The following is a 16010-nucleotide window of genomic DNA, read 5'->3' as shown; positions in this document are numbered from 1 at the left end:
TGTACTACAAGCACTTACACCTGGAGGTGTTGTAGGCTGTACGCCAGAGTTATCTGCTAAACCTTCAGCATTTACTTTATCAATAAATGTAAGAAGGTTAGACGCTGCTTCCTGATAACGTTTAGCCGTTTCAGAATCTGGCATGTGGTATGTTACTGGCATACCAGTATCTCCACCTACTCTGATCGCCGGTTCTATCGGTATACGAGCGATCACTTCTGTATCATACTCTTTTGCTACTGGAACAGTTGTTCCCATACCAAAGATATCAGATTCAGTATCACATGAAGGACAGATGAATCCACTCATGTTCTCAATAATACCCGCAGTTGGGATATGTAATTTTTGGAACATATTTAATGAACGTCTACTGTCATCAAGAGAAACCTCTTGTGGTGTCGTTACTGTAATACCTGCAGTGATAGGTATGGACTGAGCAAGTGAAAGCTGAGCATCACCTGTTCCTGGAGGCATGTCTATCACGAGTACATCCAACTCAGACCAAAGGATATCTCTTAAGAACTGCTCGATCGCTTTCATGATCATAGAACCTCTCCAAATAAGTGCAGCACCCTCGTCCATCAATGAACCCATAGACATGATCTCAACACCATATGCTTTTATTGGATGTACTTTATTACCCTGAATTTCCGGTTTTTGACCATGAACACCCATCATACGAGGAACGTTCGGTCCATAGATATCTGCATCAAGAAGACCTACTTTTTTACCTTGCATTGCCATAGCCACTGCAAGGTTTACTGAAGTAGTTGATTTTCCAACACCACCTTTACCAGAACTTACCATAACAAAGTTCTTAATATGCGGAGCCATATTTTTACCAGTTACAGAGTTTGACATTTGTTTTGGTGCCTGTGGTGCAGTTACATTAATACTTACATTTGTAAATCCAAGTTTCTTTAATTCAATTGTTGCCTCATCTGTGAGTTGAGCTTTTACTTCATCAGCTGATGAAGTAATATCGATAGTCAAACCAATAGTTTCACCATTAATACTGATGTCCTTGACAAAACCGAATGTTACGATATCTTTCGTAAAGCCCGGATACGTTACGTTCTTCAACGCTTCTAATACATTTTCTTGTGTCATATTATTTATTCCTAACTTAATTTTTATTTCGTTAATGATAAGAAGTTATACCACCTAAATCTTAAATTAGATTGAAAAATTCAACTAATTCGATAAATAAGAGTAAATTTATCCTATTAAAGACGTCTAAAGCAATCTATATGTATAATACGTTACGATTTGATACACACTATACTTAGTATAGATATATAGGAACAAACTTGTCAAAAACTACTTTGATACTTCTGGGAGCAGGTAGCTCTACAAGATTTAAAACCAAGATGAAAAAACAGTGGCTCTATACAGGAGAGACTCCTCTATGGCTGTATGTTGCTGAACACTTTGAGGAAAGTGCCAGTTTTGATCAGGTCATTATCGTATCAACACAGGACGAAATAAGTCTGATGAAAAATTTTGCTTCTTATACTTATATAGAAGGTGGAAACAGTAGACAGGCATCACTTATTAATGCGCTTCAGAAAGTAACTTCAGAATATGTAATGGTCAGTGATATTGCTAGATGTTGTGTCCCCTCAGATATGATAAGTCGCATCATAGAAGCAAAAGAACAAGGGGCCTGTATCGTACCTGTACTGCCTATTGTAGATACACTCTATCTAGATAATACACCTATAGATAGAGACAAAGTAAAGATCATTCAAACCCCTCAACTCTCTGTTACAAAAATGCTCAAAAAAGCACTTGAAACGGAAACGATATTTACAGATGACAGCTCTGCGATTGCATCTCTAGGAGAAAAAGTACATTTTGTAGAAGGATCTATGGATGCACATAAGCTTACAACCATTGAAGATCTGAAAAAGCTCTCTTGTATAAAAGTACCTTCATCCAAAACACTTACTGGTTTTGGTATAGATATCCATCCTTTTGAAAAAGACAAAGAGATGTTTTTATGCGGTGTTAAAATAGATGTGGACTATGGTTTTAAAGCACACAGTGATGGGGATGTTGCTATTCATGCGCTTATTGATGCCCTTTTAGGTGCAGCAGGCATGGGTGACATCGGTGAACTTTATCCTGATACAGAAGATGCCTATGCTGGAGCAGACTCTAAAGTCTTGCTTCAAGATACAGTAAATAAGATCGAGTCCTTTGGATATACTATAGGCAATGTAGATCTAACTATCATGGCTGAGGCACCAAAACTATTACCTTATAAGGAGTCTATGAGAATCTCACTTGCATCAATTCTTGGTATTAGAAAAAACTTTGTCAATATCAAAGCAACAACTGCTGAAAAGCTTGGCTTTGTAGGACGAAAAGAAGGCGTGACTGTTCACGCCGTAGCAAATTTAACTTATTTGAATTGGAAAAACATATGAAAATAATCATTGTAGAAAATGAACTCTATTTGGCGCAAAGTATCGCCTCTAAACTAAATGAAAATGGCTATGAGACTGAAATATACAGTTCCATCAAAGAAGCTATGGACAGTCAAGGTGATGTCTATCTGCTTTCAACAAACTTACCTGGACAGAATACTTCACCGCTTATCAAACAGTTTCAAGATAAGATCATCATTCTGATGGTGAATTATATCAATAATGATACTGTAGGTGAACCTCTGAGACTTGGTGCGAAAGACTATATTGTCAAACCATTTATGCTAGAAGATCTCTTGCGTAAGATCGAACACTATAAAGAGTACCAGTCTCTTAAAAAACAAACCTCTTTATACCAAGAGTACATGCAAAACCTTCTGCATGATATTGAGACCGACTTTAATATAGCCGAGATCAATACACCGCTTGTTATTGAGACCAACTACCAAAGACTTGTTGACAAGATCGTTTTCGAATATGCAATACAAACAAACACGCTGCTTACATTTATTCCATTGAGTGATAAGAACTGGAAAAAGAAAATACAAAAAAACAGCCCAACTTCCCTGCTTTATATTACAGATATCCATCAACTCAAGAAAACAGATAAAGAAGCCCTATTAGAGATGTTAAAAGAGTATAACTTCATCCTATGCAGTACAACAAATATAGAATCTGATTTCGAGACCATCGCACTTAACACAGACTCTAAACTCTATGACCAAAATGAGATCTTGACCATTGATGATTATGTCAAATTTATTGTCAATAGTTTTCAATACAAATTTCCAGATACCGAACTCTCTAAGAAATTAGGTATCTCAAGAAAAAGTTTATGGGAAAAAAGGAAAAAGTATGGCCTCTTTAAAAAGAAATAAATCACTCTATATTGATACTGAGGCCCTATCTACTTTGGCCTTGGTAAAAGCGGGACTTATCTCCCCTGTAGAAAAGCTGATGAACAAAGAAGAAGCCCAAAATGTTGATGAGACTAAAGTATACAAAGGTGTACCTTTCCCATTTTCTTTTATACTTGCACCTCAAGGTAAAAAAAATTATCTAACCTTGAAAAGTCTAGAGAAAGATGACGTTGTTTCTCTCATCAATGACGGAAAAATAGTTGGCGAACTCATAGTTGAAGAGACATTTGATGTTGACCCTGCACAACGTCTGCATAATATCTATGGTACTTCAGACAATGAACACCCAGGCGTTAGAAATACAACGTTAAGACTTGGTAAAATAGCTGTATCTGGGGAATATACTGTCACCTATCCACTAATAGAAGACAACATAAAGCGTATCAAAAACATGATCACCAGTACAGGGGCAAAGCATATCTCATCAATGATGCTTGCAGCAAACCCTTTAAACCGTGCACACGAAAGAATGATACGTGAAGCTATCAGTAACTCTGATCTTCTTGTGATCTTTTTACGTAAACCTTTTACCACTGAGGGTCTTCGTTATGATATACGTCATAATGCACTCAATACTTTTGTCGATAACTTTTTACCACGCAATAAAGTACTTATCATCCCTTTTGAAAACACATACATCTTTGCAGGATACAATGAACTCATATTAGATGCCCTTTTAGCTAAGAATTATGGTTGTAGCCAACTGGTTATCGGTAAAAATCATGGTGGGTTAGGCTTATATTATGATAAAAATCGTCTAAGCTCTGTCTTTGATTGTTGTGAGGATATTAATATTGAAATTAAGACTATAGATGAGTACGTCTATTGTGATACATGTAAAACGCTTGTAAGTACACAAACCTGTCCTCATGGGCAACACCATCATGTACACTATGATTCAGAATCTATTATGAAACTCATACAGGTAGGACTTATTCCTCCTTCTATCTTAGTTAGAAAAGAAGTTTCAGCAAATATTTTAGCAGCACTTTTACCAGATAGATTTGAAAACCTGCAAGAGATGCATTACTCTCTGATGCCGGGTTCAGGGTTATTGGAACAACAGAGTGAAGAGGAGTTTTACCTGAAACTCATCCAACTGTACCAAACATCATCACTTACATAAAACAAGGGACCTAATGACGATTCAAAAACTTTTTTTAACATTCTTTGGTGCAGGACTTAGTCCCAAAGCACCTGGTACAGTAGGCACACTGGCTTCACTTCCTGTAGGGTTGGCTGTACTTTACTATTTTGGTACAGAAACCCTGTTTATGCTTACACTTGCCATTACCGTCATAGGTATCTTTGAAGTGAACAAATATGAACAAACTACAGGCATCCATGACCATCAACAAATAGTTATAGATGAAGCAGCAGGTATGTGGCTTAGCCTTATCATCGCTTATCCGGCAGCTATCACTATGAACTATCCTTATGCTGAACTCCTAGCTATCGTGTTCAGCTTCGCGGCGTTTCGTCTTTTTGACATTTGGAAGCCCTCAACTATAGGTTGGATAGACAGAGAGCTTAAAGGTGGGCTTGGTGTAATGCTTGATGATGTATTGGCAGGAATTGCCGGTGGACTGTTAAGTGCTTTACTTCTTATGGGGATAGAAAAACTTTTTTAAAAGTCTTTTTTTCTTCTACGCCATCCGCTACTCCCCCATCTACTCTTATACTTATTAGGAAAAGCCTCAAAAAACATTCCTATCACAGCTGTAAGCATGATCAAATATGCTACAAACCTTGTTAAACCTGCTATCAAAGATTCATAGGCTAAGAGTCCCATTGCACTGAGCATATAGTTGAAATCATGAATCGCATCAACGCCTAAAAAAGATTGATGTGCCGGAAGGATAAGTCCTTCATGGGCTGTAGAGAGATACCATGCTGTGTATTGGAGAGAGAATCCTACAAAAAAGAGTGCGATCATCGCAGCAAACAGATTACCTTTTCTATAATAATAGTAGGCGATCAATCCTGGGAAAAGCAATTGAAAGATCGTTCCATTGGCCATAGTAAGAAACTCCGGACAAGGTAAAATATAACAAACACCATGTCCAGCTTCATGCACGATACCCAAAGTCTGATTGGCTACAAAAAAATACAAGGTGAATATCATCTGTAATAAAGAGTCACTCTTCTGATAAGCTGGTTCCCAAGGTGCATAGTGAGGGAAAAGTAGTAAAAAAGCCACAAAGATAACCAGTGTGACTCTCTTTGCTAGTAGTGAAGATTCCGTCTCTTTTCCCTCACCTTGATCTTGATGTAAATGTTTAAAAGGATTACTTTTATGCATCGATCAAATGTTTTAATATGCGCTTCATAATCTCTTCATACTCTTGAAGTTCTCCTGCTTCTAAAGCTTTCCCTGAACGAAACTTTTTATGATATTTTTCTAAAGACTTTCTTAAAGTATCATCCAACCATTTTTCTTTAAATGTCTGATCCATCTCTATATCAAACACTTCTCGTTTGGCATGTGAAGTTTGCGCTACTTTCATGGTATGATATATTGCACGTCCTAATAAGATATAAGGGAAATTTCTATTTTCCATAGGTCCCATCTCTAGGTAACGTTTGCCCATTGTTTGTCCTAAAACTTTGACTTCTGAAAGTTCATTGAAGCCAAAATATGCCCCTGTACCACCCACCACTGCTCCTATGACGCCACCTAAAAGAAGTGTATGTCCAGCAAAGAGCAAGTCAATACCTGCACCCGTAACTGCACCTGATGTTACACCCGTAATGAGGAGTTCTTTACGGGTCAGCCCAAACACAGAAGCTGTCTCTTCTGAAAATAGATCCATTCCTTCAAAGGTGAACACTTTCTTTTCTGTTTTAAGATGATCATGATTCCAAATCTCTTCTATATGCTTTTGTGTCGCAACTTCTAGATCTCGTAACCGGTCTTTGTAATTGCTTTCTATCTTCTGTCTCTCTTCTTCACTGGCCTCCTGAGTATAAAAAGAGAGTTTCTCGACAGCACTGACAGACTCATAAACCAATCGTGCCAAGAGAGATGCACTGCGTTCGATCATTTGTTCTTGATACTGTTTAAAAAGTTTGATCGATACTTTGAGTGGGGCTATCCACTCTTCTTTAAGCTGGGCCATACTCTCCAAAATACTCATATGCTGTTCAAAGGTTGTCTGCATAGGATTAAAGGTACGTACCATCTTAAAATAATGTTCCAGTGCCTTCTTCCACTCTTCGCTGTAATCCGTTTCATCAATATGGTTGATCAGTGCCATAGAAGGCTGTCCTGTCCAGCGAAGAATCTCCATTTCAGTTTCATACTCTTCCCCATAAGGTTGCGAACCGTCTACGACATAGATAATGCCAGCTCCATCCATAATAGGTTCAAGCAGTTCTATTTCATCATTAAAACGTTCATCATCTTTATGTGTGTCAATAAATGCCTGTACCACTTCATGTTTTTTATTTGCAGGGACATCATGTTTCTCAAGCCATGCAAGCACCTTTCTTGCTCTTTGAAAACCGGGTGTGTCAAAAAGTTCATACAATATCTTTCCATCTACACTTAAAGGGAAAGAGCGTTTTTTTGTTGTGGTTCCCGGCGTGTCAGATATCTGTACAGAATCATCAAGTGCCAAAGCTGAGACGATGGAACTCTTGCCTTTGTTCGGATGACCTACAACGGCAAACTTAGGGTGCTGAGAAGTCATCTTTTTAACCACACTTTCATATCTCCTAACAACGAGAGTTTATTTTCCCACACGTCTATCTCTTTAGCCGTTGCCTCATAATGATTCTCTGCTGTACCTATAGGCACAACTACCACTTTATCTACTTTAGTGATCAACTCAGTGAGATAATCTACAAAATCCATCGTTGGAGGCTCCCATCCCTTCACAAATAGAACTACTTCTCCGTGACTTTTATAAATGACTTCCGAGTCTTCTTCAAAACTGTTTGTTCCTCCTACCTCAAAGTGTTTAGGGGCTATGATATTCATACTGTCACCCAAGACAAAAAGTTCACTCTGAGGTATAGCCCATCCTTGTATTCCATCATAAGAAGCATCTAATGTGTTTACAATTTGACTATAGTTCTCATCATCTGAAATAAATGCATTTTCTCTCTTCTTCGCATGCGTAGAGATAATAGGTTCATTGATCTCTCTAAGTAACTTTGTCGTTCCATTCAGTGTTAAGAGTGATTGTTTTACTGCAGAACTAAATCCAAAAGAGGCGAGTATCAACATCATAAAACGTAATAAAATAGCATAAAAAAGTGTGGATAAAGCCAAAAATTTCCACCATTCCCCAAGCTCAGAGGCATGTGCTATCATCTCATCATCCAATTTATCACCCAATCTAAAATACTGGCTCTGTTCTATGAGTTCAAGAGATGGTACAGCTGAAGGTGCTATCTCTCTCCATGGAAATGCTATAGTGTGTAAAAAACCATGAAATGCTTCAGGAGAGATATGTAAGGTTGTACTCCATGCAAAAGCAATATCTTTTGTCACAACTACACCCAAAAGTGATAACAGTAAGCCTAATGAAAAAAAGAAAACAATAATTTGTGAACGTCTTATGATGATCCAGTTTGCGAGTAAAGGGCTTATCTGTAACGCTTTAATATGCTCTTGTACGTTACCAGGTAACAAACCGAGTATCTTTTCCATCCAAAAAGCTGGTGAGAGATGAACCAACACACTCTCAGCACTCCTAGCCCTAAGCATCGAAACAAGTGTAAGTAACATCGTAAAAAGTGGAATGAAAATAGCTATAGCCATAAAATAAATGACATTGACCGGTTCTTCTCCATTGTAGGAGAGTAATCCCACACCCGCTAACAAACCTAAAGCAAATGAGATAAGCACAAGTGCAAAAGTCACTCTATACAAATAAGAAGAAAAAGTTTCACTTAAAAATGGTTTTTTCAAGCTCTCTTTATGCTTCTCTATCCATGCTAACAGTTGTTCAACAGGTTTATTTTTCAACATTACCTGGGTTAAACCAAACGCACGGTTTTCTTCTCTGCTTGAAGGATTAACTTCCAATAGCTCGTAAAGGTTTACATAGGGCTTTATGTTCATCTATTATTTTTTCTCAGGAGTACCATAAATAATGCATCGTAACTGCTCTCTATACGCTTCATGATCATAACTAGCTACACGTGAAACACCCTCTTCAAAGGCTGCTTTTGCTACAGCAGAAGCAACCCAGATCAATGCTTCTTTATTAAAAGGCAAAGGAATGACATGCTCTTTCCCATATGATATATTCTCATCGTGATATGCAGCCTTCACATAATAGGGTACCGGCTCTTTTGCTAAAGCTGCTAATGCTTCGGATGCTGCCATTTTCATACCTTCTGTGATCTTTTTTGCACGTACATCCAATGCACCTCTAAAGATAAACGGAAAGCCCAATACATTGTTGATCTGGTTGGGAAAGTCAGAACGTCCTGTACCTACAATAGCATCATCACGTACTTCTTTAACTTCCGATGGTAAAATCTCAGGTACAGGGTTTGCCAAAGCAAATATAATAGGCTCAGGTGCCATTTTGGCTACCATCTCCTTTGTCAATGCCCCTCCAACACTCAGACCCAAAAACATATCCGCACCTTCGATCGCATCCACTAATGTCTTAGCATCTGTCTCTATAGCAAAGGGGGATTTATATTCATTTAGATCTGTTCTTGTAGTGGTAAGGACTCCCTTACTGTCACACATAACGATATTCTTCACACCTAAACTCTTATACATGTTTGCACAAGAGATGCCTGCAGCACCTGCACCATTCACAACTATTTTTATCTCTTCAACTTTTTTGCCTGTCAGGTCAAGAACATTCATCAATCCTGCAGTGGTGATAATTGCCGTTCCGTGTTGATCATCATGAAATACAGGAATATCCAATGCCTCTTGTAACTGTTTCTCTATCTCAAAACATTGTGGTGCTTTAATGTCTTCAAGGTTGATGCCTCCAAAAGTCGGGGCGATCGCCTTACATGTAGTGACGATCTCGTCTATGGTATGGACATCAAGTTCTATGTCAAAAGAATCTACATTCGCAAACTTTTTGAAAAGTACAGACTTTCCTTCCATCACAGGTTTAGATGCATAAGGTCCGATATTTCCAAGTCCAAGAACTGCCGTACCATCAGAGATCACAGCAACCAAATTAGAGCGATTAGTATATTCAAAAGAGAGGTTTTCATCTTTTGCAATTTCAAGACAGGGAATAGCTACCCCTGGAGTGTAGGCTAGCGAGAGTTCGTGTTGTGAATCGCAAGGTTTCGTGAGGTCTATGCCTATCTTCCCTTGCTTATGATATGTTAATACTTCTTCTTTGGTTATTTCAGACATTTCTCACCTTACAGTTTTAGATAAAATATTATACTGCAAGTATGATAAGGGTAACTCTAATTATTCTGGAAAATACTCTGCGATAATTTGTGGAAAGAGTTTCATCGTTTTTCTGGCTTTATCAATTTTAGGTTGAAATACTTCTGCTGAGTTTGGAAACTTTGTCATACATTCTGTATAAATTGCAATTTTCTCTTCCATATGTACTTCCAGTGCATCAAGTACTGACTGCATGTTTTCTCTGCTCGTTGCATACTTCATAAGTAACTCAAACATACGTTTGCGTGGGTGAATGGCCATAGAGTCACCTGCTGCAAGAGCGATATCTTTAATGTCCCATCTTGAAATATAAATACCACTTACATGTGGAGCAATAAGCTTCGCATAGAGTGCTTCTGTATATGAAGGATAATCTTTAAGATCTACCTCTTCATCAGCAGCACACTGTCCATCCGGACCAAATGCAGGTTTCCCATTAAAATTTTGTGCGCTCATATTCTCAAATTCTTTTCTTAGATCGTCCATTTCTCTCATTATTTCTCTCCTATTAGTAGCGGAATATCATCCACATCAATTTTTGCATCAAACCATCTATTTGCGATAAGCATCATCTTAGTCACAAAAATGATCTGATCATCCAAAAACTCCGGTCTGTCATAAAGTGCTTTTGCTTCATCATCCAGACAAAATCCTTTGACTTTTCCATCAGCTACTTCTACAAAATCTACACGTCCTTCTCTCTGTGCACAACCGTTCAGACTTTCACAATAAGGTATTGCTTTGACTCCAAACTCTTTTTCTATCATCATTTGCGTCACTTTTGATTCTCCAACACTGGTCATCGTAAACGTAAAATGTTCATCTGTAATGTTCAATGCAATGGCAGTCGCATTAATACCATTGCGTTTCATTATCTTATTAAAATATTTTCTCATGTAGCCTGTTTGGGCATTATGCCCAAGTATGGTACAGAGTCCTGTATCGGGCTTGATTTCATGTGGTTGCATTACTCTTCTTCCCCTCTCATACGTTTTGCATTGTCATGCAGGAACATTGCTTCTTCTTCTTCAACCATACAACGTGGACAAGTCTGTTCTCCACCTGTATAGGTAAAGTTGTTACCACATTCATTACAACGTTTGATGTTAAACGTTGCAAGTGTTCTCTCTGTAGGTTCAAAAAACTCTTTGATCTCAAATCCACTTTGTAAATGTATAGCATCCGGTTCACATACATCATGACATAAATGACACTTCACACATAGCATCGCATCAAAATGTATCAGTGAGAACTTACCATTGGATGAAAGTGCACCTGTAGGACAGATACGGTAACAGATCTGACAGTTCGTACAACTGTCATCCACAAACTTTTGGGAAGTAAAACTCACTTCCTCTTCAGGCAATACTTCAAAAACATCTGGAATGCCTGCACGTTTGAGTGTTGTAAAAAGTATCTTACGTTTATTTGGCAGATTTTTATCTTTTATCTTGGCTATGACAGAAGCATCTATCTCAAATTTTTGTAATTCATCTTCATCCACTGCATCATCAAATGCTTTTTTATGTTTTACCACACCTTTTAGTGAAGCATTTCCTAAAAAAGAGCGTCTTGAAGAGATTTCTTCTTCAGTCTCATTCTCATTTTCTGTTGGTAACTCTTTTGATGCTTCATGGTTTGTCTTTAACTCTTTTTCTGAAAAACTTGACAAGACAAAATTTGCCTCATCTATACGCTTCTCAATATGTTCAAAAAGCAAAGAATCTTCATCATAAGAACTTAGATCTATTGTGATCTTTTCATCACTTGCCAAAGCAAGAGAGATCAAATGTTCCACACTCAATACCGAGATACAAGGTACATTTATCTTAGGTGAGATAAGCCTTACTTTAGACTCTAAAAAGTTAAAGAAAAACTCTGTTGTAGAAAAGTCTGAAAGTGCAAAAGCTTCTGTCGGGCATACACCTACACAAGCTGCTGCCTCTGTACCTGTAGCCAAAGAAAAACTTGGGAGATTGTCTACCAAGCTAATAGAATCTGGACAAATGTCTACACACTTGGTACACTGGGAGAATTTACTTGTTGCTCTTACACACGCACCCACATCAAAATATAAACCCATAAACTACGCTTCATCCCCACAGTGGGTTGATAATTTTTCTGTCACATATTCAAAATCACTTAGTAAGAATTCTAAAGCAAGCTCAGAACCATCATGGTAAAGAGGTGTACGTGACTCTCGTTTTGCATTGATAAGGAAAAGTGGTGCCCACTCCAAAAGATGTTCTTTCAAAAATGCTCGTTGCACTTGAAGAAGTTCACAGATACCATCTTTATCATCCGCATCTAAAGCTTTTTGCAGTGCAACACATAACATATACATGAATTCCAGCTCCACTCCTATATGATCAGCACTCACAACTCTTGCGGTATCTAGTTCCACACGGAAATCCAGATCATTATAGAGCTCAACAATAGGATTATCCCCACCACTTTCGATCATTTGATCATCTCTTGTATAGAAACTTTCATAAGGTACCAGATGCATTAAAAATAGATTGGTAAAATCGACATTATAATGCTGTTCTATCAGCTCTGCACGTGATAACTCTTTACGTTTTGCCCAGTCTCTGTAGTTAGGGAAAAAAGATAAAAGTCTCTCATCACTCTCGATATTTTCTAAAAATGTTTCATCTACTTCTACAAGCATTAATCTTGAGATCAAAGCATAAATTGCTATACGGTTTTCTATCTCTTGTTTCATTAAATCCATGTTATATACATCTGCTTTCATGTTAAATATTTTGGCACTATACCACTTTCAAGATAAATAAGTAATAAGAAAATTAATTATCTGGGAAATTGTATAATGTAGCCATTCCCTAGCATATGCCGGGGAATGGATCAGTAAGAATAAACTTACTTGATTTTTACTGCATATGCTTTGTCAGACAAAGGCACAGCTGGACGTTTGATGTGTTGAGGACGTCTAAGTGTATCTGTAGTGTTAAGAGGACGAGTTAAGTCATCTCTCCATGCTTGATATACTTTCATGTTGTTCTCATAGTTCACATAAATGTCACCTATTTGATCATCTTTTCCTGCAAGTTCCATAACTACCTTTTGGTGCCATGCGTGGTTACCTGCAATAGGATCTGGATGTGATGGAGCCACAGCATTTTGCCATGAACCAGAAAGACCATCCCACCAAATGTTGTCAAGGTCTTTATTGTACTCTTTAAACTGCCAAGAGTCTTTGTTCTCATCCATACCATCTATGATACCTTGAGTTGGTTTGAGTGTACCCTCTTTACCATCCATAGTCAATTCATAAAGTGGTGCACCTACACCCATAACACCTAGTTTGTGTTCAAATCCAGGAATATCCACTGCATTTTTAAGTTTCCATCTACCTGCATGGTGTGAACATGCTAGTACACCTGGCATAGTTGCTTCAGTTGGTACCGCCATCGCGATGAAGTAACCTGAATCAAGTCCAGAAACAGTATCAGTAATCGTAACTTTAACTGCATCTCCTCTTTTGATTCCAAGTTTTTTCGCATCTTCAGTATAGATCCACACTGGGTTATGGTTTTGTGAAATCTCCATAAGGTGCTTAGAGTTTACTGAACGTGTATGAATATTGTATGGTAATCTAAATACAGTATTCAACGCAAATTCATTGTCATTTTGCATGAAGTCATGGTGTACTTGAGTTACAACATGTGTCATTTTAACTCTGTCTTCTTTAGTTGTCGGATAGATAGGTATAGCGTACTCAGGCCATTTCCATTCTTTGAACCATTCACAGTAGAAGTCAAGTTTTTTAGTCAATGTATGGAAACCTTGTACAAGTTCACCATCAACTTCAACACCGATAGCTGTCTCTTTACCATGACTATCTGTTGCCATTAAAACACCAAAATCATCTTTAACTACTTGACTTTCATGGTACTCATGACCATGAGCAACATAGTTTTCACCTACTTTTTTAAGTGGTCTCTCCTGTGGTTTAAAGATGTTATCTTCTTCTAACCATGTACCTCTGTCTCTCATCATTTCATAGTTAGGATACTTAGAGTCAGGGTATGCTGCTTTTGCTGCTTTCTTAAGGTTAGGAAGCTTATCAAATGCTGCCTGGTACCACTCTGGAATCGTCACTGCTCTTGTTGGATCTTCTTTTGAAGCCCAGTGTTTTCTCACACCCAATGAACCATCTGGATCCACATGATGTGTCAAAAGATTTGCCCAAAATTCTACTTCTTCCCATACTTCACCAAGGCCTGCTTTAATATGCGCTTCTAATGTAGCTCTTGTTGGATCTTTTGGCTTCCAACCCATTTTTTCCAATGCAACTCGAAGTGCCGGGTTACGGAAACTTAACCATCTTTTTGGTTCTGTTGCTTCTGAGTGTTGGTCATGTCTTTCACCAGCAAGTCCTACAGGAAGGATAAAGTCACAATACCAGTTTGTCTCTGACCAAGTTGGTGAGAGGTTAAATGACATTTCAATCTTATCTTCTCTTTTAAGTGCTTCGATCCATCTAAATCCATCTGGGTTGATCCAAACCGGGTTATACATACGAGGGATCCAAACAGCCAGTTTCTCAGGTACTTTAAGTCCTTTAGCATTCCATTTATCTCTCCACTCATCATCCATAAGAAGGTGAGGCATGATATGACTCATCTCATATGAACTTAGTGGGTACTCTGGTGGCCAAGCTATTTCATTCCAGACATCAACTTTTGGAGGTCTTGCACCATGTTGAGTAGCCGCATCACCCTTACCATTTACTGAGATAACATGCCAGTGGTGTAGTCCTACACCACCTTTATCACCAGCCATAGCACCACGAAGAACAAATGGTAAAAATGCTGATCTAGCGATCATCCATCCACCTTTGTGACCTATCGGTCCTGCTCTCCAAATATATGTTGCCACTCTAGCTCCAGCATCGATGAACATATCGTAAAGTTTTTCTACAATACGTTTTTCGATACGACACTCTTCAGCTACAAAATCAAGTGTATAAGGGCTATACATTTCAGAGATCATAGAGATAAATTCTTCATAACTATCACCAGCAGGGATAGATTTAATATACCCTTTTTCTAAAAGTACATTAAGGTAATCTCTGTCTTTCATAAGATGATCCCAGTTAACCCAATTCTTCACAAAATTGTGATTGACAAGATCTTCTCCATTGATACCTTTTTCATTAAGGATTCTGTTTGCAAGATAGAGATAAAGCGCTGTCTCTGTTCCTGGCCAACATGGTACCCATAGGTCTGCCATACCAGCAGAGTTAGAGAGTCTTGGATCCATAACAACAAGCTTTGCACCTTTTTTACGTGCTTCAGCGATACGACCCGCTGCCTGTTGGAAGTAGTGACCTGCATCTGCAGCATGTGATGACTGAAGGAAGATCAACTTCGCATTAGACCAATCCGGAGAGTTTCTATCATCGTTTGACCACTGAATAGTACCTTGTCTAGCACCTGCAGAACAGATGTTTGTATGAGAATCATACCCGTCAAGACCCATTGAGTGAGGTACACGGTGACCGAAACCATTTTCGTTTGGACGACCAACGTGGTACATGATCGACTTTTTAGAGATCTCATCACCTACCTTAAGCGTATCGTGCATTTTTTTACCGATCTTCGCCATTGCTTCGTCCCAAGTAGTTCTAACCCATTTACCTTCACCTCTTTTTGAACCTGGAGCTCTCATAAGTGGGAAAGGGATTCTATCTGGATCGTACATTTGTGACTGTGTTGCATAACCCTTCGCACAGTTTCTACCACGAGAACCTGAGTGAAGTGGGTTACCCATGTATTTACGTACTGCAAGCTGACCACCTGCTTTATATGTAGAAAGGTCAACCCATGCAGTCAAACCACATGATGCTTCACAGTTTGAACATGATGTAGGAACAAGCATGTATTCAGTTGCTTTGATCCCATCAGGATTGTCTTCGCTCTGGACACCGTGTCTAGATGTACCACCTCTTTTCCAGTCATGTCCACTTAACTCAGTAAAACTATCCCACTCTTCAAGTGGCGGATAGAATGAAAGTGTTTTAGGTGTAGGTGTGAACTTCGTTTCAGCCATTGCCGGCGTGTCAGCTACAGTTTTAAATACACCTGCTGCAAGTGTTGCACCTGCGACAGAGTAAGCTGTACCTTTAAGGAAACTTCTTCTACCTTCGATAAAATTTTTATCTTCTGTATTCATTGATTTTGTCATAGATATCTTCTCCTTAACTTAATGGTAACATTTGTGGGATCTTAAGCCATACATCTTTTA

The 16010-nt window shown here is 38.4% G+C and carries 14 protein-coding genes; 4 read left to right on the top strand and 10 right to left on the bottom strand.

All coding sequences use genetic code 11. The annotated features are described in order from the left end of the window. Positions 1 to 1110, bottom strand: a 1110-nt coding sequence (locus tag ABYK33_RS07820; protein ID WP_373032524.1) for a P-loop NTPase, incomplete at its 3' end; no start/stop codon positions are given. A gap of 200 nt (positions 1111 to 1310) precedes the next feature. Between ABYK33_RS07820 and ABYK33_RS07815 the strand changes: the two genes are divergently transcribed. From ABYK33_RS07815 to ABYK33_RS07800, 4 genes are read left to right on the top strand one after another with little or no spacing between them, the layout of a single operon-like run. Then, positions 1311 to 2432 (top strand): bifunctional 2-C-methyl-D-erythritol 4-phosphate cytidylyltransferase/2-C-methyl-D-erythritol 2,4-cyclodiphosphate synthase, encoded by a 1122-nt coding sequence (locus ABYK33_RS07815; protein WP_373032523.1) that lies wholly within the window; start codon positions 1311 to 1313, stop codon positions 2430 to 2432. Next, positions 2429 to 3310, top strand: a complete 882-nt coding sequence (locus ABYK33_RS07810; protein WP_373032522.1) for a response regulator — start codon at positions 2429 to 2431, stop codon at positions 3308 to 3310. Before ABYK33_RS07815 ends, ABYK33_RS07810 begins: the two co-directional genes overlap by 4 nt. Then, positions 3288 to 4478, top strand: a complete 1191-nt coding sequence (locus tag ABYK33_RS07805; RefSeq protein WP_373032520.1) for a sulfate adenylyltransferase — start codon at positions 3288 to 3290, stop codon at positions 4476 to 4478. The genes ABYK33_RS07810 and ABYK33_RS07805 overlap by 23 nt, the downstream gene beginning before the upstream one ends. 13 nt (positions 4479 to 4491) lie before the next feature. Then, positions 4492 to 4983: a phosphatidylglycerophosphatase A gene (locus ABYK33_RS07800; protein ID WP_373032518.1), complete on the top strand. Its 492-nt coding sequence runs from the start codon at positions 4492 to 4494 to the stop codon at positions 4981 to 4983. Here the strand turns inward: ABYK33_RS07800 and ABYK33_RS07795 are convergent. The 9 genes from ABYK33_RS07795 to ABYK33_RS07755 form a co-directional block, all read right to left on the bottom strand. Then, complete coding sequence (locus ABYK33_RS07795; RefSeq protein ID WP_373032517.1) at positions 4980 to 5654, bottom strand: hypothetical protein; 675 nt, start codon at positions 5652 to 5654, stop codon at positions 4980 to 4982. The two genes, ABYK33_RS07800 and ABYK33_RS07795, sit on opposite strands and share 4 nt — an antisense overlap. Then, positions 5647 to 7056: a DUF3482 domain-containing protein gene (locus ABYK33_RS07790; RefSeq protein WP_373032516.1), complete on the bottom strand. Its 1410-nt coding sequence runs from the start codon at positions 7054 to 7056 to the stop codon at positions 5647 to 5649. Before ABYK33_RS07790 ends, ABYK33_RS07795 begins: the two co-directional genes overlap by 8 nt. Next, entirely contained in the window at positions 7041 to 8423 is a 1383-nt protein-coding gene (locus ABYK33_RS07785) for a DUF2868 domain-containing protein (protein ID WP_373032515.1), read from the bottom strand. The genes ABYK33_RS07790 and ABYK33_RS07785 overlap by 16 nt, the downstream gene beginning before the upstream one ends. 3 nt (positions 8424 to 8426) lie before the next feature. Further along, on the bottom strand, positions 8427 to 9701 hold the full coding sequence (locus ABYK33_RS07780) for a malic enzyme-like NAD(P)-binding protein (RefSeq protein ID WP_373032514.1): 1275 nt from the start codon (positions 9699 to 9701) through the stop codon (positions 8427 to 8429). Between the two features lie 60 nt (positions 9702 to 9761). Beyond that, complete coding sequence (locus ABYK33_RS07775; protein ID WP_373032513.1) at positions 9762 to 10235, bottom strand: hypothetical protein; 474 nt, start codon at positions 10233 to 10235, stop codon at positions 9762 to 9764. Next, entirely contained in the window at positions 10235 to 10708 is a 474-nt protein-coding gene (locus tag ABYK33_RS07770) for a hypothetical protein (protein ID WP_373032512.1), read from the bottom strand. The genes ABYK33_RS07775 and ABYK33_RS07770 overlap by 1 nt, the downstream gene beginning before the upstream one ends. Next, positions 10708 to 11823: a 4Fe-4S binding protein gene (locus ABYK33_RS07765; RefSeq protein ID WP_373032510.1), complete on the bottom strand. Its 1116-nt coding sequence runs from the start codon at positions 11821 to 11823 to the stop codon at positions 10708 to 10710. The genes ABYK33_RS07770 and ABYK33_RS07765 overlap by 1 nt, the downstream gene beginning before the upstream one ends. Before the next feature lie 3 nt (positions 11824 to 11826). Next, positions 11827 to 12474, bottom strand: coding sequence for a molecular chaperone (locus ABYK33_RS07760; protein WP_373032508.1), 648 nt, complete (start codon positions 12472 to 12474; stop codon positions 11827 to 11829). A 146-nt stretch (positions 12475 to 12620) separates the two neighbouring features. After that, on the bottom strand, positions 12621 to 15950 hold the full coding sequence (locus ABYK33_RS07755; RefSeq protein WP_373032506.1) for a molybdopterin-dependent oxidoreductase: 3330 nt from the start codon (positions 15948 to 15950) through the stop codon (positions 12621 to 12623). Positions 15951 to 16010: the final 60 nt, after the last annotated feature.

This window comes from Sulfurovum sp. (assembly GCF_041562805.1).
Classification (GTDB): domain Bacteria; phylum Campylobacterota; class Campylobacteria; order Campylobacterales; family Sulfurovaceae; genus Sulfurovum.
Note: the sequence above shows the minus strand (reverse complement) of the source record. Positions and strands in the feature narration are given on the sequence as shown.

Coding starts and splice junctions, on each gene's coding strand:
- ABYK33_RS07760 (WP_373032508.1), bottom strand. CDS start 12,474: ATGGATTTAATGAAACAAGAGATAGAAAACCGTATAGCAATTTATGCT.
- ABYK33_RS07775 (WP_373032513.1), bottom strand. CDS start 10,235: ATGAGAGAAATGGACGATCTAAGAAAAGAATTTGAGAATATGAGCGCA.
- ABYK33_RS07810 (WP_373032522.1), top strand. CDS start 2,429: ATGAAAATAATCATTGTAGAAAATGAACTCTATTTGGCGCAAAGTATC.
- ABYK33_RS07755 (WP_373032506.1), bottom strand. CDS start 15,950: ATGACAAAATCAATGAATACAGAAGATAAAAATTTTATCGAAGGTAGA.
- ABYK33_RS07780 (WP_373032514.1), bottom strand. CDS start 9,701: ATGTCTGAAATAACCAAAGAAGAAGTATTAACATATCATAAGCAAGGG.
- ABYK33_RS07770 (WP_373032512.1), bottom strand. CDS start 10,708: ATGCAACCACATGAAATCAAGCCCGATACAGGACTCTGTACCATACTT.
- ABYK33_RS07785 (WP_373032515.1), bottom strand. CDS start 8,423: ATGAACATAAAGCCCTATGTAAACCTTTACGAGCTATTGGAAGTTAAT.
- ABYK33_RS07800 (WP_373032518.1), top strand. CDS start 4,492: ATGACGATTCAAAAACTTTTTTTAACATTCTTTGGTGCAGGACTTAGT.
- ABYK33_RS07765 (WP_373032510.1), bottom strand. CDS start 11,823: ATGGGTTTATATTTTGATGTGGGTGCGTGTGTAAGAGCAACAAGTAAA.
- ABYK33_RS07805 (WP_373032520.1), top strand. CDS start 3,288: ATGGCCTCTTTAAAAAGAAATAAATCACTCTATATTGATACTGAGGCC.
- ABYK33_RS07795 (WP_373032517.1), bottom strand. CDS start 5,654: ATGCATAAAAGTAATCCTTTTAAACATTTACATCAAGATCAAGGTGAG.